Genomic DNA, 17,823 nt, shown 5'->3' on the forward strand with positions numbered 1-17,823 from the left:
CGTCATTGTAGAGTAGCCAACTCGCCCCTGATTCTATACACTTGGGTAAGAGAGCCGTATCCATGCGCGTTCCAAAAAAAGGTCGGTATGAACGACCGCTAAAGGAGTGATTAGCAGATGGTTCAAAAACGGTTTACGTTGGAAGAAGCAACCGCGATGCTCCCGGAGCTGTGTCATGACCTGCAGGTCGTGCAGGCTGTTACCCAGGAGCTGCAGAAGCAGTATGTCGACTTGCAGAAGATTAAAGCGCGTTACAAACAGACGCAGGCGGCAGGAGTAAAGGGCGGTGGAGCGGCGGATCCTTTCTTTGAACTGGAAGCCCGCCTCGACTTTCTTCAAATCGAAGCTGAGGTGCAGATCGCGAACTTTGCGCGCAAGGGTGTCCTTCTGAAAATGATTAGTCCCGGCCTGATTGACTTCCCGGCGGTTATCGATGGTCAAGAAGTGCTGATCTGTTGGAAGGAAGGCGAGGAGCGGATTACCCATTATCACGGCTGGCATGATGGTTACAGCGGCCGCAAGCCGCTGCCGGAAGAAACGTGATGCGTATAGATTCCTCTGATCACGGGGAGGAGCAGCAACGTCGAAGACCTGTCATCGCCTTGTCGGGGGCGAGCGGGTATATCGGTCGCAACCTGCTGAAGGAATTGACGGCCGATGCAGATGTGATTGCCCTCTCCCGCAATGGAGACGAGCGCCAGGACACGGATGATGTGACCTGGCGCTCGTGTGATTTTTATGCAGCTGATGATGCCGTGAAAGGGTTGGCTGGAGCCGACTATGCGGTGTACCTGCTGCACTCCATGATGCCTTCGGCCAAGCTGACCCAGGGAACCTTTCAGGACATGGATGTCATCCTGGCTACGCACTTCGCCAGGGCCGCACAGAAGAACGGCATTCGTCAGATTGTGTATCTGAGCGGGATGATCCCGCCGGATACGGAGAAGGATGAGCTCTCCCGTCACTTGCGGAGCCGCCTGGAGGTGGAGGAGATCCTCGGCTCGTTCGGCGTGCCGGTCACGACGATTCGGGCCGGACTGATCGTTGGGCCGCAGGGATCTTCATTCCCAATCCTCTCCAAGCTGGTGCGCCGGCTGCCGTTCATGATTCTGCCGCGGTGGACACGGACCCGAACACATCCCATTGCCTTGTCCGAGGTCGTGGAGGCGTTACTGGGCAGTATCGGCCGCACGGACCTGGAGGGGAGGATCATCGATGTAGGCGGCCCGGATGTGCTCACCTATGCTGAGATGCTGGATGAGACGGCGCAATTGGCTGGACGCAAGCTTCGCTTCCTACCGTTTCCACTATTCACCGTCCACTTATCGCGGCTCTGGGTATCCCTGGTGACGGGTACGCCCAAAGCGATGGCCTATCCGCTTATTGAGAGTCTGATCCATCCGATGGTTGCCAGCAATCAGCACCACGTGGAAGGGCTAAGCGATGGGAAAATTCCGTTCCGGGAGGCGGCTGAGCAGGCGTTGGAGGAGGAACGGGAGCAGGAGAAGAAAGCAAAGAAGAAAAAGAAAGAGGAGAGCTCGACCTCCAGTGTCGCTGATGCAGCCAAACGCGTCGCCCGCTCCGATGTTCGTTCCGTGCAGCGGATCATCCTGCCGCCGGGCAAGAATGCGGCATGGGCCGGCGGCTACTATGTGGAGTGGCTGTCACGGTTCGCGGGCCCCGTGTTTCGTGCGGAGCGGGAAGGCGACATCAGCCGCCTCTATCTGCTGGGATTCCGCAAGCCCCTGCTCCAGTTGACCTATGATGCGGAGTCCAGCGGGCCCGGCTATGCCTGCTACCGGATCTCCGGCGGCTCATTCGCCAAGCTGTCCGACGTGCATAGCGGCCGCCTGGAGTTCGTACAGATTGAGGGCACCCGCGAGTGCGTCGTCGCCATCCACGATTACATGCCCTCCCTGCCCTGGGTGGTCTACAAATACAGTCAGGCCAAGCTTCATCTGCTCGTCATGTGGCTGTACCGGCGCCATTTGCTGCGTTTGAAGGGGTAGGGGTTGGCGCTTTTTCTGAAGGGACCTGTGCTATTGTGAAGAACAATTGGCATGGGTCTTTTTTTGTTTGCAATAACCGTAAAATATAGGTGCTAACATTGCCTGGCAAGCGTTAGAATAATTAAGAGGCAGAAATCGGCCCAATAAGCCTCAGGGCAAGCGTTAGAGGATAGAGGCTAGTATCTAACTAATGAGGAGAATTGGTTATGAAAAGATTTGTGGCCTCCGCGATCCTGTTTTTATCTGTTCTCATAATTTTTATTGGCTTGTACTTTTTGGTGAAATTTAATGATGGTGAGCTGATCAATCTACGTATCGTTCAGGAGGGTGGGGAAGCTTATAATCCCGAAATCGAGTTAACCTTATCCACCTCGGGACATATGAATCTCTACTTAATCCATTCTGGAACAACTCTTCATAGCAAACTCCAGATTAGTGAATCTGCATTACAAGAGATGAAACAGCTCACGCGGGTGATCTTTTGGAAGTATTGGTTCACATACGGTGGAAAAGAGATGCTTGGGGACCATGAAGGGTACTGGCGGAGGGAATTGGATTTAGATGGAAAAACTTACAATTGGTATAACTATCCCTACTCGGACAATGAATTGAACAAATTGGTTGGTCGATTGCTGGAGTTGTCCCCTAGAACGATTGGGTTGAGTGAGAACGGGAATATTGTGATAGAGGATGCGGAGAGTCTGTTTCCTTAATACAATTTCGAAGCGAGTGCAAATAAACACTAAGGCACTGTACGAGAGCGTCGCTACGATTTCAAATGATAGGTAGCATATTTTCCGCTAAACGGTCTGTATTGCGCATGAAATCAATTATATGGCGTCTATTTTCCGCTATTCGCTGCAATCCATCAAATAACCAATGGTTAGTTAGCCAATAACGGAAAATATGCTCCGTAAACCCGGCAGAACCCCCGATATGAAGCGAATAACGGAACATATGCACCATAACCATCCAACCTATCGAACATCTACCATATTCACCCAATGGCTCATCCTCGTTAGGACTTCGCTAGAAGACTTGTTTTTGAATCCTGGTCTGGAAACTCTCTCCCATTCACAAAAAGCCCACCTGCACAATCACCAGGTGGGCTGCTTCGTTTGCCATTATCCCCGCATCAACGATTCTGCACCGTCGATGTAGATGTCGACGCCGCTGATGTGGCTCGACTCTTCGGAGGCCAGGAACAGCACGAGGTCGCCGCACTGCTCGATTGTTCCGGACTTGAACTCTAGCGGTTGGCTGCCTTTTGGATACTCAATCGGCATCTTGACCTTCTCCAGCGAAGGCGAGATGTTGGTGTTATCATCGATATTGGTATCGATGGCGCCCGGACATACGGCGTTCACGCGAATCTTCGATGGTGCCAGCTCCAGCGCGATCATTTTCATAAAGGCGACTTGGCCCGCTTTACTCGAGCTGTAGGCGGTTGCACCGGTATTGGAGAAGATGCGGTTGCCGTTGACGGAGCTTGTGATAATGATGCTGCCGCCGCCGTTTTCCTTCATATAAGGTACGGCGTATTTGACGGTCAGGAACGTGCCTTTCAGATTAATGCCCAGCGTCATATCCCATTCTTCGACCGTGAGTTCCTCAATCGGTGCCCAGGTGCCGTTAATGCCTGCGTTGACGAAGAGGATATCGATGCGGCCATGCTTGTCCACGACGTCCTTCATCGCTTTCTCAACCATCTCGGGCTTGGAGACATCGGTTTCAAATACATCAGCCGTGCCGCCTGCCTCTTCGATCTGAGACTTCACTTCATTGGCATTGTCCAGCGTGCGATCCAGCATGCAAATGATGGCTCCCTGCTCGGCCAACTTCAAGGCCGCGCCTTTACCGATACCAGAACCACCTCCGGTGATGACTGCTACTTTGCCTTCTACGCGTTTTCCGTTACCCATGTTCATTCACTCCTTTTTGTCGTGTATAGGGTTTCTCGAACATCTATAGATGTTTTAAACCTTTCCCACCTACATGAAGCAATAATCCGGACCTGTATTCACATCATTTCCAGTTGCGGCCAACAAAAAAAGCAAGAGAGCGGGGCTCTCTTGCTCTTGCTCAGTGCAAGCTTACAGTTCGTTCATGGACGGACGGGACGATACGCTGCTGTTGCTCTCGCGTTCCGTCTCCGTCTGCATTGGGGCTTCTGCGGTGCGAAGAGGAATCTCCTTCAGAAAGGCGACGAGAATGAATGCCACAACCAACAGTCCTGAGCCTGTCAGGAAGACGACGGTCAACGCATCGCTCAAGGCACCGCGCACCATGCCAATCATCTGCATGGCAGCGGATTGCAGGTCTGCAGGCAGGGCTGCTGTCAGCCGCTCCAGCTCGGGCTGATTGGTCAGCAGCTGTGGGTCCAGGAAGGGCTGCAGCTGCTGCATGGTCTCAGGATCAGCTGCCGGAGAGCTGCCGCCGCCGATATTGCTCATGGCCTGCGTAATGTTGTGCGACATCCGCGAGATCATGATGGAGCCCATGACCGCAATCCCGATGGTGCTGCCCATGTTGCGGAACAGCTGAGAGGAAGCGGTGACTACACCGAGCTCACTTGGCGGAACGGCATTCTGGGCGGCCAGTGTGAAGACAGGCATCCCGAAGCCCAGTCCGATACCGAAGACGATCATACTGACGATGGCGACAGGAATATTGTCCATGTATGCCATGATGACCATCCCGATCGTCATGATTGCCATGCCGAGCAGGGCAAAACGCTTGTATTTGCCAGTCTTGGTCATCCAACGACCAGTCAAGGCACTCAGAATAATCATACTGATCGACATTGGCATGGTTACATACCCCGAATACGTAGGCGAGATGCCTTCAACGCCTTGGACGAAGAACGGCAGGTAGATCAATGCGCCCAGCATGCCTGCACCCATCAGGAAACCGGCGATGTTGGAGATCGTCACTACGGAGTTGCGGAATAATGACAACGGCAGAACCGGGCTTTGGACCTTGCGCTCGACGAGTATGAACAGGATCAAGCTGACCACAGTAGCGCCGAACAAGCCGATAATCTGCCATGACAGCCATGCATATTCAGTGCCGGCCCAGGTAAAGCCTAACAAGAGCGGAATGATGGCAAGCGACAGGAACAGTGAGCCCCAATAGTCGACTTTTTCATTATAGTTGCGAACAGGCTTGGGAAACAGCTTCCAGATCATGGCGAAGGCAATGATACCGATCGGCAGGAAGATCCAGAAGATCCATTCCCAATTCATATGGTCGACCATCCAGCCGCCCAACGTCGGGCCGAGTACACTGGAGAAGCCGAAGATGGCCATCATCATGCCGGTCCATTTGGCCCGCTCACGCGGAGCAAACAAGTCACCAACGGCGGTCACGGCTGTCGCCATGATAATCCCGCCGCCAACACCTTGGATACCGCGGTACAGAATCATTTGCCCAATCGTAGTGGAGGTTCCGCATAGGAAAGCCCCAATCATGAAGAAGATAATCCCCATCAGTAGAAAAGGTTTGCGACCGTAAATGTCAGAGAGCTTGCCGACAAGGACGGTAGCAATGGTGGAGGTCAGCATATAAATGGTGATGACCCACGTATATAGCTCCATACCGTTAAGCAGGGAAGCGATCCGCGGCATCGCCGTGCTGACAATCGTCTGGTTAATCGCTGCAAAAAACATGGCTGCCATAATGGCGAGCATGATCAGCAGCTTTTGTCGTGATGATAAATGTTCGATGATAACCTACTCCTTGTCTGTGAATTCCAGCAAATCATGCATATGTGTAAAAATCCGCTGTAAATGCGCCTTGTCTTCTTCGGATATTTGTTCGAAGACACGAGCAAATAGCGTGTGATAGATGGTTCCAAGCTCATCCTTGCGTCGAATACCTTCTTGCGTAATCTCAAGGTATACTACACGGCGGTCCGCCTCATCACGGAAGCGGGTGATCAATCCAAAACGGATCATCCGGTCAGCCATACCCGTCACAGCACCTGAAGTCACTTGCAGCAGGTCTGCAAGCTCAGCTACTTTATGTTTTCCTTGACTGGCAAGGATATGCAGCATCCGGAATTGGCTGATGGTTAAGGAATCCGGACTATTGCGGTTCCAAGCGTCGTTGGCCTTCTTGATGAGCGTCTTGAACAGTCGGAACAGTTCCAGCGACTGCTCAGTTGTGGGCATGTGTCAGCCTCCTGTCTACTATCATTAATCTTTTAGATAAGTAGTCAATCATTTATGTGCTAAACATTTAAGGGAATATATTTTAGTCCTAAACAATTAACATGTAATGTACTTTACTCCGGTTCATATGAAAAGTCAATACAAAATCCCCACCTTTTTTCGCAGGTCAGCTGCTGGCTGATGCGCTTCGGGTGGGGACACAAGATTTCTTATCGTGCGTGTTCAAAAAGCTTGGTTTTCAGCACCGAGAAGATTGGAGGCAGGAGGAAATGAGGAGCGGAGCGTAGTGAAAGCTACGTGAGCACCGGAAGTTCCAACTGCATTCAATATTCGATGTCGAATATGCATCCTGATTCACTTCGTGATCAAAAGCGGGCTTTTTGAACAACCTCTTATAGATTAGCTTGAAAGCTGGACGAGATCACGCCATAGCTCTTGCTCGTGAGCAGAGTTCTTCAACGGGTCTTGCACCGTGGCTTGCCAAATCTGAGGCTCGAGCAATGCTGAGAGTTCACCGTACTGACGGACTACTGCCGAACGCTCTACAATATAGGTATCATCCGAGAATGTGTACCTCAGTGTCTCGAGGTTATCGATTAGAGCGAAGGCTGCCGTTGAGTTATAGATGAGAGAACGCTGCAGATGAAGCTGGTCGACCTGCGCAGCAGACGTGTCAAAGATCAACGCGGCTGTCAGCTCATCAGGATACAGTTGAAATGTGAAAGACAGATCCTGCAAAGGCAAGTGAAAGAACAGATTGCTGAGATTGCCCGCATTGCCCATATAGGGATGCTGATAAGGAAGGACTTCATCCAAATGGTGGGTTAAAGGATTTAATTGCTCCGCCTGATACTGCTCCCGCTGTGCTTCCTGATCGGGGATATAGACGCCCTCTACGAAAATAAACAGACTCACGGCGATCACCAGCAGGCTAATTATGATCCATGTACGCTTCTTCATGCCATCCCGCCTCTCTCGTGACGTGGCAAAATCCGTAGCGCCGTCCGTGCGCTGAGTGGAACGATCAAGCTGAGCAGTGGCAGGATATATTGGTAGACGATAACGGCGAATTGATAGGGGCCGCTAATCTCAATCGGGCGTCCAAACCAGATATTGCTCGCAAAAAGCATGCCTGTCACATCCAGCCAGCAGATGAGAAGAAACACGATCCACAGTCCCCAGACCACACGCACGATTCGGGTTAGTTTTCCTCTATGGACGAGGCGCAGACCATCCGAATTGTGACGCATCAGGAGCAGGAGAATCACGTACCAGCAGCCTACACAGATCAGACTGATCATAATGACCAGCTGAGCCAGTACGCCAGCTCCAACCGCGCGAGAAGGAATGGCGATAATCCAGGCCAAGAGCAGGAAGATCAGCGTCCACTGCGTCAGATCAAGCAGAAAAGGTTTCATTGCAATCTTGACCTCTTCATCCATTAACCCGTCGATACTGGTGATGCTGGCGACCGCATGATGCTTCGCGTCCTCTTCATCCCATCCCTGTGCGATGAGGTCGGCGGTCTTGGCCTCCAGGTTGCCGAGGATCTCTTCTTTCATATCTCTAACTTGCGCGGTTTCCCGATACCCCCGAAACAGATTGTCAACATGTTGCTTCAAGTTACTCATCTGCTGCTGTGCTCCTTTCGATCAGCTTGCCGATCAATTGCTTGGCATAATGCCAGTCGGCTACTGCCTTGTGATAAGCTGTTTGACCTGCGGCTGTAATGCGGTAATATTTGCGCCGGCCCCCCTGGCTCTGATCCCCCCAATACGAGGCGATGAGGCCGCCTGCTTCCAATCTTTTCAGGCTGGTATAGAGGGAGGGCTCTTTCAATTCGTATTCCCCTTGGCTGGCAAGCGAGATCGCCTTAATAATCTCGTAGCCGTAGTTGTCGCCCTCGTCCAGAATGCGAAGGATGATGGTATCAATATGTCCTCGAATCAGCTCACTGCTGATAGTTTGCTCTTTCACGGGCGTTCTGCACCTCCAGTGAGAGCATTATCTCGCATATTACTATGTGTGTCAAGGTACTGTGTATGGAATAGGTGTAGAGAGAGGATCGCCTGCACAAAAAAACCTGTCGAACCTCATTTTGCATGAGTTCCGTCAGGCTCTGGAATTGGTACTAATTGTGATGGGGCAGATTGTTCTGCCTTCTCCTTACCGCAGCGGTAATTGTAGTTCTGCTCGCATAGCTTCAGTAGTTGAGCCTTGAGTCCGCGTTTGGGTACCGTCACGCGGATGCCCTTGCGTCCCGCTTGGCGCAGGGCAGACTGAGCGGCTGCTGCATCAGACACCTTGCTAACGATCAACTCGTCCGGTCCGCGGTCGCGGTAGTGGTGAAGCAAGAACAGATCAGGCGCCATCTCACCAGCCGATGCTCCATAGGGATGAAGCGCAAAGGAGCGCAGCATGCCTTCCTGGACTCTGGCGATCAGCACTTCACGCCTGCCGAAGTAGAGCACCTCTTGGATGGTAGAAAATTCGCGGTCGACGATCTGCCTGGCAGGGAGTTGCTCCAGGATGCGAATGTGCCCTAGCATGTTGCCTGCCCGCTCGTACTCCATCTTCTCCGCATAGTCGGTCATCTTCTCCCGCATGGCCTCCAGGAGCCGTCCATCCTTGCTGGTCAGGAGCTGTGCCGCCTGACGCGCGGACTCACGATAGTCTGCCTGCGAGATATGGCCTTCGCAAACTCCGCTGCACTTATGGATATGATAGAGCAGACAGGCTCGCTTGGGCAGGGTGGTGCAGCTGCGTAGCCGGTAATGATCCGTGATAAAGGCCAGCACCGCATTACGGAAGCGGGAGCTGTAATAGGGGCCGAAGCGGTGGGGATTATCCCCATATGGGGAGCCCACGGCGTGGCCGTCTGCTGGTCGTTCCGCCGGCTCCCGGCGGTCACGGTACAAGACATCGACTCTTGGCAGCTTCTCATCGGTTATTTGTAGATAAGCGTAGCCGCTGTTGTCTTTCTTGAGCGCGCGGTTAAAGGCCGGCTTGTGGATCTTGATCAAATTGTTCTCCAGGATCAGGCTCTCGGCCTCGTTGTTGACGATCATCACCTCAATCGAGGCAATCTCGCTGACAAGCTGGATCAGCCGCTTGCGCGTGTGGCGCGTATGAAAATAAGAGCGCAGCCGATTTCGGAGATGCTTGGCTTTGCCAATATAGATAATCGTGCCCTCGCTGTCCCGCATCAGATAGCAGCCGGGCAGCTCGGGATAATCATGGGCGTTAAATGTAAATGGGATGAGGTTCACCTCCAATCCTCAGATGGCGAACGTGGGTTCTTATTCCATGGTACAAGATTCGAAGCGTATTTACCAGCGTTAATCTAGTGGAAATGACAGAAATAGTAAACCTCATAAAACGGACAAATTGGATGAGATCAGTGTTTAATATATGCAAAATATTAATGGGGTCAATAAGCTGGAAACCGCTTATTATTGTGAATTAATCGCTCTAGATATTAGAGTCCATCGATATATTCCAGGTTCATTTTAAGAAAAAACACCTGCTTCTCCTCGGCAATCATTCTCTCGATCTCTGTCGCTTCCCGCAAATCATACTGCTGTATGAAGGGGGTTCCGTTACGTATAGCCCCTAGCACCTTCGTATCTCCTGGCTCGTAGCCTTCCACCCATAGTTTGGTCCACAGGCGATCTGCTTCTTTTAGTTCCAGGTTGTAATCGAACAAATGTCCCAGGCTCAATTCACTGAATGTATCTATGTGTGAAGAGTTGTCTTGTATGGTTAGAATAGCTGTGTGGTCACGTTCAGCGGCTCCTTCACTGCATCCCGTTACTGTAAGCAGCAGCATGGTTCCTATAAGAGTCGCAGGTAATTTAAGGTTGGTTTTCATCAAATCCTCCTTGATGTAAAGCGGAAATTTACGTTAATGCTGTTCATAATATCGTAGTACTGTATGAATCATTAATCAACTATTCGGATGGAGCAGGTTGCCGCTCCTCCGATCAGGATCAAGTTGACGTTTGCCATCGAGCTGGTTAAGCTTCTTTGTAACTAATGTTTGCATGCCCGCAATCGGCGGGATTGGAGGAATCCGCATGTTCTACTCGCTCAAAAGCCGGCTGATCGCCGTCTTTGTTCTGCTCTTCGTTCTCACCTTCGGTACCTTGTCCGTGGTCCTCTTCAACGAGGCGCGGACGATCATCCGCTCGTATATCGAGTCCTCTGCCCTGGAGAAAATGGAGGAGTACGGCTCCTATGTCAGCATGGTGCAGACTCAGGTGTATGACCTTGCCTCGATTGTGTTCAACAGTGAAGCGACCCGCAACTGGGATAACAAAGTGTCGGATCCTACGGTTAGCGAAGGTGACAAGATGTTTGCCCACATCGAGATGAGCAATTTCCTTACCCGTACGACGAACAGCTACTCCAGTGTGTCCAATGTTGCCATCTATCGACAGGAGGGGGTCTGGGTCGGAGCCGAACAGGCCATTGTCCAAGAAGTGGACTATATGCTGGAGCCTTGGTTCATCGACTTTTTCGCCCAGGGTCGCCACTGGATGACAGCGCATACGGACGACGCGGAGCTCATGCGGAACAATCCGAATCCGGTGGTCAGTATGCTGATGCCGATCGGGACGTTTGAGCCGACGCATGCCAAGAGCGTGATGAAGGTTAATGTGAATGCGGATTATTTTCTGCGGCCGCTCAGCCGTATCCATCTGGGTGAGAGCGGGACGATCTATCTGCTCGACGACCGGGGCGAATCGATGCTGGGGCAGTCCACGTACGGGGACTATCCGGGCACAGCAGAGGCGGTAACGGAGATACGTGGCGGGGTCAGCCGGAGCGGGGTCATGTATCGGGAGAATGATCAGGGCAACCAAGACATCATTGTCTACAAAAAACTTCCGCGCACCAACTGGACGCTGGTTGGTTTTGTAACGGAAGAGGATCTGTATGCGCCGCTTTTCAAACTCCGCAACAGCATGATCATCTTCGCCTCGGTATTACTCGTCGTGGCGGTGCTCGCAGCCATCTGGCTGTCCCACGGGGTCACGAAGCCACTGTCCCGACTCGTTCTGGCTATGCGCCAGGTACAGCGCGGGGATTTTGACAGTGCTGAGCAGCGCTTGCCGGAACCACAGCAATCCATGACCAGTGAGATTGGATTCGCGACGACGACGTTCCGGACCATGGTGGGACAATTGCGACAGCATATCAAGACGGAGTTTGAGCTCAAGCTGCTGCGACAGCAGGCGGAGTACAAAGCGCTGCTCATGCAGATTAATCCTCATTTCCTCTTCAACACGCTGGAGCTTATGAGCAGTTTGGCCATGCAGCGGCGAACGGAGGATACGGTGGAGGTTATCGAGTCACTGGGCAAAATGATGCGCTTCTCGCTCAAATTCAGCGACGACCTCGTCACCCTTGAGGAAGAGCTGCGCTATGTGCAGGATTATGTGACGATCCTACAGGTACGGTTCGGCGACAGGCTGGATATCCGGCTGACGCGCGAGGGCGATCTAGAGGGATTAACAGTGATCAAGTTCATTTTGCAGCCGCTTATCGAAAATTCGGTCAAATATAGCTTCCGTCATCAAGAGCAGGCCATCGTTCGGATTGCAGTCGCTAGACGGGAGGATCGACTCCATTTGGTCGTGAGTGACAATGGACCAGGGTTGTCGCCGGAGGCAGACGAGAAGCTTCGTGGGCAGTTAACCTCCGTACAATTGGATACCATGCTGGATAGCCGAACCGGCCAGATTGGACTAGGCAATGTACTCGCCCGCTGCAGACTGTACTACGGGGAACGCTTCGAGATGCAGTGGGGAACGGGAGAGGATGGCGGGGCTCGAATCGAGTTGATATTGCATGCAGATAACCTGTAGGTCTGCAACTCGGTCTTGCTCTGGAGGCGGTCGACACCATCCGTTTGACCTTGAGACAGGAGGAAGCTGCTATGTATCGTGTATTAATTGTCGATGATGAACCGGAGATCCGGCAAGGACTAAGGCTCAAGGTCAAATGGGAGCAGATCGGCATGGTGGTGGTCGGCGAGGCTGCCCATGGCGGGGAGGCTGCCGAACGGCTGGAGCATGAGCCGATCGATATCGTCATTACGGATATGAATATGCCGGTGATGGACGGCTTGTCTTTTCTAGATTATTGCAGAGAGCAGCATCCCGCCCTTCGCCTGATCGTCATTACCGGCTATGAGGACTTTCAGTATGCGCATGCGGCCATCCGCAATCGGGTACGCGACTATCTGCTTAAACCCGTCACACGGGATGAGCTGACGTCGGCACTGCAGCGGATCGGCCAGGAGCTGGATGCAGAGCGTCAGAGCCGGGATGAGGCATCTGTGCTGCAGTGGCAGATGTCGCAGTATGCCCGAGAGATGAAGGAGCACTTCATCGTCCGGCTCGTGCGCGGCGAACTGGATCAGGCCCAGCCCGGCACCATTATGGAGCGTGCCCAGCGGTTTCAGCTCGATGCGTGGGAGAAGTCGGAGGTGCGATTCCTGACCGCAGGTCTGCCTGCCGGAGGGGGTGGGACGGAGGAGCGGGAACGGTTGCCGGAGCAGTTCCGCTTGGTCTTCGAGCTGCTCTGCCGCGAGTTCGCCGAGAACTGGTCGGAACTGGACATGGCGGCGGAGGACGTTGCCGCTCGTCCTGAGCGGCGGAGTGCGAACCCGGGCCCGGGAGATAGGGCAGAGGGAGCGGTCGAGAGGAAGAGTCGAGTAGAGGAAGATGGCAAGCGGGGCGAGCGTGCTGAGGAAGGCGTCGAGTGGAGAGTGATATCAGGGGAAGACGCTAAGCGCAGTTCTCACCAGCTGGAGGTTTTTCGGGATGCGGGGTACCCGGGGCTGATGCATCTGATCTGCCGGGGGAGCGCGGAGCAAGCGGCACAGCTGGCGTCTGCGCTCAAGGAAGCAATACGCAGCCATGTGCGGCTGGATACCCATGTCGGCGTTGGTGAACCCGTAAGCGGCTTTGGCACTTGGAAGGATGGCTACATGTCCGCGCTGATTGCCTGGAACATAGCTGGCAGTCCAATGGCGGAAGGTGAGCCGTCCGGATCGGGGCAAGATACGGCTCATTTGCCTGAGGAGACGGTCAAGGTCATGCGGCGCTATCTCGCACGCGGGGAAACCGACGCTTTTGGCAAGGCGATGGCTACTGCGCTGGAGGAAGCCCACGCGGTCTCGCGAGCGGCTTTTGTCAAAATGATCTTCCAACTCGTGCTGATCCTGGAGAGTGCGGCAGCCGAAGCGCAACTGCAGCTGGAGAGCCGGGAGCAGCTATGGCTGCGGCCTGAGCTGGTGCTGGGGATGCACACCGTAGCCAAGGCGGAGGCCTTCCTGCAGGAAATTGCCGGCAAAATTGCCGAGCGTACGACCCAGGGCTCTGGTGCAGATGCCGATCAGAGCGTGATTGAGGCGGCCAAGCAATTCATTGAGGAGAACTACCGGTACGACCTGAACCTGACGATGATTGCGGAGCGGTTCAATTACCATCCGTCGTATTTCTCCGAGTTTTTCAAAGCCAAGGTCGGCCGCACCTTCATCCAGTACTTGTCCGAGGTCCGCATGGCTGAGGCGGTGCGGCTGCTCAAGGAAACTACACTCAGCCTCTGGGATATTGCCGAATTCACCGGCTTCTCCAACGCCAGTTACTTCAGCGCCAAATTCAAAAAAGTCTACGGCATGTCCCCCTCCGAATACCGGAGCGGCCAGGGGCAGTAGAGGGGGGCGGAAGCGCTCAAATAGGTGCACAATGTTACTTGAATCGGGCAAATGTCGGCGGACGCGCCCAACTAGGTGCACAATGTTACTTGAATCGGGCAAACGTCGGCGGACGCGCCCAACTAAGTGCACAATGTTACTTGAATCGGGCAAATGTCGGTGGACGCGCCTCACTAAGTGCACAATGTTACTTGGATTGAGCGAACGTCGGCGGATGAGCCCCAATAGGTGCACAATGTTACTTGAATCGGGCGAATGTCAGCGGAAGCGCTCAAATAGGTGCACAATGTTACTTGAATCGGGCAAACATCGGCGCATGCGCCCCAATAGGTGCACAATGTTACTTGGATTGAGCGAACGTCGGCGGACGCGCCTCAATAGGTGCACAATGTTACTTGGATTGAGCGAACATCGGCGTTGGGTCCAACCACCAGAGGTAAAATGTTACTTGAATCGGGCAAACATTGGCGGATGCACCCAACCAGGGGTAAAAAGTTACTTGGATTGACCAAAAGTCGGCGGAAGCGCCGAACCAGAGGTAAAAGGCTACTTGGATTCATCAAGCGAGGTTTTGTGTGTGGGCGGTTAGGGGGCGGCCTCCCCAAACCGGACCAGTACATGCCAGAGCAGCTTGAGCTGCTGCAGGACCTCGGCTGGCTCCCCGCGATCTTGCCAGCGCTCTGGATGGCGCCGGACCTCGGCTGCCGCCTCGCCGATCGTGCGGGCATTGATTCTGCCATTCTGCGCTATGCGCGCAGCCAGTGAAGGCATGGCCCGTCCGCGAAAATCCGTCGGCACCGCAGACGCTGCCATCGCAAAGCCCCCGTGCCAATGCAGCGTCAACCGAAACGCCGCGCAGAGCTGCTCCAGCAATGCGCCAGTTGGCGTGCCCTGAAACGCCGGGTCAGCCACCAGCGCCTCGGCGTCTCGGGCCAACATGACGGGACCGTGCACCTGGGCTTCGACGTAATGGTTGAGATTGCGCGCTGGCTTTTGCGAGAATCGCTCGGCTATAGGCGCACTTATCCGCTCCCGCACATGCGCAACAAAGCGCGGCGGCGTCAACCCGTGCTCACCTATGGCGTAATCGCCGAGAAAGGCATCTCGCAGGATTGCGGCGAGCACACTATCAAAAGCTCGGTACGTGCCCCGTTCGTCGGGCAGCTGGTGGGAGTCCAGATACGTGAATGTCGCACGCGCTGAAACCTCCGGTTTCAACAGCAAATAGCACGAGCCAAAACGGGGCGAGGGTCCGTCGGGATGCAGCATCAAATCAAGGGCGCCGTACTTGGGTCGTTCATCCCCGTAACTCCCGCAGCTATCGAGTCCTCCGTTTCCGTCAGTTTCATAACCCGCATCGCAGCTGACAGTATTGGCAGTCGCATTCTGCACTTTGCCCCCGTGCTCGCCTTGACCCGAGTCGGGCTGCTTGCCACCCTCAGTCCCGTCACCTAAGCGGTCCGCGCTATCCCTGTCACCACCATGATAAGCACCGCCGAACAACTGCTGTTCCCACAGGTCGCGCTGCCCGCCCGGGTAGGCGGAGACGCTGCCGTTGGAGATTCCAGTTTCGAACTGACTTTTGTACATGCCCCCAGTGAGCAGCCCTTTCGCCACACTCCTGCCCACTGCATCCAGCCGGTCGGGATGAAAATGCAGCGCAATTCGCGCATAGCGCCGAATCCCGTCCATCACCTCCAGCATCTGCGTATCCGAGATATCACACATCGCCTGGATTTCCTCCAGTATCTTGCTAGCTCCGGTTTGCCGCGCGGATGCATAGGCCGTCACGTGGTCAAGCGCTGCTTGTTGAGCTGGACTCAGGGGAACGGTCATTAGGTATCGCTCCTTTTTTACACTCGTTGTACCTACCATACCACCCGAGCAGACGCTCGTCAGCACCCTTGCCTTAAGTAACACAGCCTTATAGATTTTTCACTTTGTTTCTGCCCCCACCCGAAAAATTTAATAGCCAACTCCCGAAGAAATGCGATTCATCGTCCGCCGCCTCCCCGGTATGATGGAATCAACCACATGAACGAAACAGAGGAGGAGGCTTGCCATGCGCGCCGCCAAACGGCTCAAGATCTCTCAGCACAACCGTACCGCATACCTGTTCCTGCTGCCCTGGCTGATCGGCTTTCTTGGCTTGACCGCCGGGCCGATGCTGGGCTCGCTCTATCTATCGCTTACCAAGTTCGATTTGCTGAGTCCGCCGACCTGGATCGGGCTGGACAACTACCGGCAGATTTTCACTGAAGACAACACGTTCAGCGGCTCGCTATGGCTGACCTTTACTTATGTCTTCCTGTCCGTGCCGCTGCGGCTCATCTTCGCCCTGCTGGTGGCGATGGCGCTCAACAAGGGCATCCGCGCCTTGGGCATTTACCGCACGGTCTATTACATCCCGTCTCTTTTGGGCGGTAGTGTCGCAATCGCTATTGTGTGGCGTCAAATTTTTGATGGTGAAGGTGCGGTTAACAAGCTGCTCGGCTTTTTCGGTATCACGGGGCCCTCCTGGATCTCGCATCCCGATTACATCGTCTACACCATCGTTACCCTGTCGATCTGGCAGTTCGGCTCGGCCATGGTTATCTTCCTGGCAGGTTTGAAGCAGGTGCCTGGTGACCTGTACGAGGCTGCGCAGATGGATGGTGCGGGCAAGATCGGACAGTTTTTCAAAATTACACTGCCGATGCTGACACCGGTTATCTTTTTCAACCTGATCATGAGCATGATTAACTCGTTCCAGGTGTTCACCCCGGCCTTCGTGATCGGCGACGGACGCGGCGGCCCGCTGGATGCGACCATGTTCTACACGCTGTATCTGTATCTGCAGGGCTTCTCATACTTCAATATGGGCTACGCCGCGGCGCTCGCCTGGCTCATGCTGCTGATTATCGGCGGATTCACGGCAATCTTGTTCCTGACCTCGAAGTTCTGGGTGTTCTACGGGGACAGCAAGGATGGGAGGTAATCGATCGATGCAAGCGAAGCTTATCTACACCAAGGGTCTCAAACATGTCCTCATCATCGGCTTCGGTCTGTTGATGCTCTATCCGGTGCTCTGGCTGATCAGCAGCTCGTTCAAGCCCAATCAGTTGATTTTCTCCCAGCCGGGATTGTGGCCCTCCAGGTTCACTCTGGATAACTACATCAACGGATGGCGGGGGCTCTCCGGAATCTCATTCGGGACCTTCTTCATGAACTCGGCGGTCATCTCCGTACTCAGCGTATTGGGCAATGTCATTACGTGTTCGCTGGCGGCGTTTGCTTTTGCCCGATTGAACTTCCGCTTCAAAAGCCTGCTGTTCGCCCTGATGCTGGTGACGATCATGGTGCCGTACCATGTCACGCTGATCCCGCAGTACATCATCTTCAATGAGCTGGAATGGATCAATACGTATTACCCGCTGGTACTGCCCAAATGGCTCGCCACGGACTCATTCTTTATCCTGCTGATGGTCCAGTTCATCCGCGGTATCCCGCGTGAGCTCGACGAGAGTGCGACCATCGACGGCTGTGGCCAATCCCAGATTTACTGGCGCATCATTCTGCCGCTGCTGCTGCCCGCGCTGATCACGACGGCCATTTTCACCTTCATCTGGACATGGGACGATTTCTTCTCCCAGATGATCTACCTGAGCGACATCCGTCTGTTCACTGTACAGCTCGGTATCCGCTCCCTATTTGACCCGTCGGGCTCGTCCGATTGGGGCGCACTGCTGGCGATGTCCACGCTGTCGCTGGTGCCGATCTCCCTGATCTTTATGATCTTCCAACGTTATTTCCTGGAGGGAATCGCCACGACCGGGTTAAAATAAACAACAGCGATCGCAAGAACGATCCGCTCCACGTAGACTTACTTTTTCACCAGACTTTTTATCCGAAAAATTAACGAATCAACTGCCTAAGA

The 17,823-nt window shown here is 53.9% G+C and carries 17 protein-coding genes; 7 read left to right on the forward strand and 10 right to left on the reverse strand.

The genetic code is table 11. From position 1 onward, the window contains the following. The first annotated feature begins 117 nt into the window (after positions 1–117). From F556_RS0118850 to F556_RS0118860, 3 genes are all read left to right on the forward strand, one after another. Entirely contained in the window at positions 118–543 is a 426-nt protein-coding gene (locus F556_RS0118850; RefSeq protein WP_020618548.1) for a DUF2203 domain-containing protein, read from the forward strand. After that, on the forward strand, positions 543–2,009 hold the full coding sequence (locus F556_RS0118855; RefSeq protein ID WP_020618549.1) for an NAD(P)H-binding protein: 1,467 nt from the start codon (positions 543–545) through the stop codon (positions 2,007–2,009). The genes F556_RS0118850 and F556_RS0118855 overlap by 1 nt, the downstream gene beginning before the upstream one ends. A 206-nt stretch (positions 2,010–2,215) precedes the next feature. Next, a complete protein-coding gene (locus F556_RS0118860) occupies positions 2,216–2,722 on the forward strand; it encodes a hypothetical protein (RefSeq protein WP_020618550.1) in 507 nt (168 codons plus the stop codon). A gap of 411 nt (positions 2,723–3,133) precedes the next feature. Here F556_RS0118860 and F556_RS0118865 read toward each other — a convergent pair whose 3' ends face one another. From F556_RS0118865 to F556_RS39075, 9 genes are all read right to left on the reverse strand, one after another. After that, positions 3,134–3,931: an SDR family oxidoreductase gene (locus tag F556_RS0118865; RefSeq protein WP_020618551.1), complete on the reverse strand. Its 798-nt coding sequence runs from the start codon at positions 3,929–3,931 to the stop codon at positions 3,134–3,136. A gap of 171 nt (positions 3,932–4,102) precedes the next feature. Beyond that, positions 4,103–5,734 carry an MDR family MFS transporter gene (locus F556_RS0118870; protein ID WP_040717156.1) on the reverse strand — a complete coding sequence of 544 codons (1,632 nt, stop codon included), beginning with the start codon at positions 5,732–5,734 and terminating at the stop codon, positions 4,103–4,105. Positions 5,735–5,740: 6 nt separating this feature from the next. Continuing rightward, positions 5,741–6,181 (reverse strand): MarR family winged helix-turn-helix transcriptional regulator, encoded by a 441-nt coding sequence (locus F556_RS0118875; protein WP_020618553.1) that lies wholly within the window; start codon positions 6,179–6,181, stop codon positions 5,741–5,743. Positions 6,182–6,580: 399 nt separating this feature from the next. Then, entirely contained in the window at positions 6,581–7,141 is a 561-nt protein-coding gene (locus F556_RS0118880; RefSeq protein WP_020618554.1) for a DUF4825 domain-containing protein, read from the reverse strand. Further along, positions 7,138–7,803, reverse strand: coding sequence for a permease prefix domain 1-containing protein (locus tag F556_RS0118885; protein WP_211222617.1), 666 nt, complete (start codon positions 7,801–7,803; stop codon positions 7,138–7,140). The genes F556_RS0118880 and F556_RS0118885 overlap by 4 nt, the downstream gene beginning before the upstream one ends. Before the next feature lies 1 nt (position 7,804). Then, the gene (locus F556_RS0118890; RefSeq protein WP_020618556.1) at positions 7,805–8,158 is read right to left on the reverse strand and encodes a PadR family transcriptional regulator; all 354 of its coding nucleotides are present in this window, start codon (positions 8,156–8,158) and stop codon (positions 7,805–7,807) included. A gap of 116 nt (positions 8,159–8,274) precedes the next feature. Beyond that, positions 8,275–9,450, reverse strand: a complete 1,176-nt coding sequence (locus tag F556_RS0118895) for a GIY-YIG nuclease family protein (RefSeq protein WP_020618557.1) — start codon at positions 9,448–9,450, stop codon at positions 8,275–8,277. 209 nt (positions 9,451–9,659) lie between these two features. Beyond that, entirely contained in the window at positions 9,660–10,052 is a 393-nt protein-coding gene (locus F556_RS0118900; protein ID WP_020618558.1) for a hypothetical protein, read from the reverse strand. 75 nt (positions 10,053–10,127) lie between these two features. Continuing rightward, complete coding sequence (locus F556_RS39075; protein ID WP_281167913.1) at positions 10,128–10,259, reverse strand: hypothetical protein; 132 nt, start codon at positions 10,257–10,259, stop codon at positions 10,128–10,130. Between F556_RS39075 and F556_RS0118905 the strand changes: the two genes are divergently transcribed. After that, positions 10,258–12,051: a sensor histidine kinase gene (locus F556_RS0118905; RefSeq protein WP_020618559.1), complete on the forward strand. Its 1,794-nt coding sequence runs from the start codon at positions 10,258–10,260 to the stop codon at positions 12,049–12,051. The two genes, F556_RS39075 and F556_RS0118905, sit on opposite strands and share 2 nt — an antisense overlap. A gap of 71 nt (positions 12,052–12,122) precedes the next feature. After that, positions 12,123–13,907, forward strand: a complete 1,785-nt coding sequence (locus F556_RS0118910; protein WP_020618560.1) for a response regulator — start codon at positions 12,123–12,125, stop codon at positions 13,905–13,907. A gap of 585 nt (positions 13,908–14,492) precedes the next feature. Here the strand turns inward: F556_RS0118910 and F556_RS0118915 are convergent. Further along, the gene (locus F556_RS0118915; protein ID WP_020618561.1) at positions 14,493–15,743 is read right to left on the reverse strand and encodes a DUF3626 domain-containing protein; all 1,251 of its coding nucleotides are present in this window, start codon (positions 15,741–15,743) and stop codon (positions 14,493–14,495) included. Between the two features lie 226 nt (positions 15,744–15,969). Between F556_RS0118915 and F556_RS0118920 the strand changes: the two genes are divergently transcribed. Next, positions 15,970–16,884 carry a carbohydrate ABC transporter permease gene (locus F556_RS0118920; protein WP_020618562.1) on the forward strand — a complete coding sequence of 305 codons (915 nt, stop codon included), beginning with the start codon at positions 15,970–15,972 and terminating at the stop codon, positions 16,882–16,884. A gap of 7 nt (positions 16,885–16,891) precedes the next feature. Next, on the forward strand, positions 16,892–17,731 hold the full coding sequence (locus tag F556_RS0118925; protein ID WP_020618563.1) for a carbohydrate ABC transporter permease: 840 nt from the start codon (positions 16,892–16,894) through the stop codon (positions 17,729–17,731). Positions 17,732–17,823 lie beyond the last annotated feature (92 nt).

Origin of the sequence: Paenibacillus daejeonensis DSM 15491, from assembly GCF_000378385.1 — a bacterium.
Taxonomy (GTDB): Bacteria; Bacillota; Bacilli; order Paenibacillales; family Paenibacillaceae; genus Paenibacillus_D; species Paenibacillus_D daejeonensis.

Excerpts from the sequence above, each read along its gene's own strand:
- F556_RS0118855 (WP_020618549.1), top strand. The coding sequence starts at position 543 with ATGCGTATAGATTCCTCTGATCACGGGGAGGAGCAGCAACGTCGAAGA.
- F556_RS0118875 (WP_020618553.1), bottom strand. The coding sequence starts at position 6,181 with ATGCCCACAACTGAGCAGTCGCTGGAACTGTTCCGACTGTTCAAGACG.
- F556_RS0118920 (WP_020618562.1), top strand. The coding sequence starts at position 15,970 with ATGCGCGCCGCCAAACGGCTCAAGATCTCTCAGCACAACCGTACCGCA.
- F556_RS0118910 (WP_020618560.1), top strand. The coding sequence starts at position 12,123 with ATGTATCGTGTATTAATTGTCGATGATGAACCGGAGATCCGGCAAGGA.
- F556_RS39075 (WP_281167913.1), bottom strand. The coding sequence starts at position 10,259 with ATGCGGATTCCTCCAATCCCGCCGATTGCGGGCATGCAAACATTAGTT.
- F556_RS0118900 (WP_020618558.1), bottom strand. The coding sequence starts at position 10,052 with ATGAAAACCAACCTTAAATTACCTGCGACTCTTATAGGAACCATGCTG.
- F556_RS0118865 (WP_020618551.1), bottom strand. The coding sequence starts at position 3,931 with ATGGGTAACGGAAAACGCGTAGAAGGCAAAGTAGCAGTCATCACCGGA.
- F556_RS0118915 (WP_020618561.1), bottom strand. The coding sequence starts at position 15,743 with ATGACCGTTCCCCTGAGTCCAGCTCAACAAGCAGCGCTTGACCACGTG.
- F556_RS0118925 (WP_020618563.1), top strand. The coding sequence starts at position 16,892 with ATGCAAGCGAAGCTTATCTACACCAAGGGTCTCAAACATGTCCTCATC.
- F556_RS0118860 (WP_020618550.1), top strand. The coding sequence starts at position 2,216 with ATGAAAAGATTTGTGGCCTCCGCGATCCTGTTTTTATCTGTTCTCATA.
- F556_RS0118880 (WP_020618554.1), bottom strand. The coding sequence starts at position 7,141 with ATGAAGAAGCGTACATGGATCATAATTAGCCTGCTGGTGATCGCCGTG.
- F556_RS0118905 (WP_020618559.1), top strand. The coding sequence starts at position 10,258 with ATGTTCTACTCGCTCAAAAGCCGGCTGATCGCCGTCTTTGTTCTGCTC.
- F556_RS0118850 (WP_020618548.1), top strand. The coding sequence starts at position 118 with ATGGTTCAAAAACGGTTTACGTTGGAAGAAGCAACCGCGATGCTCCCG.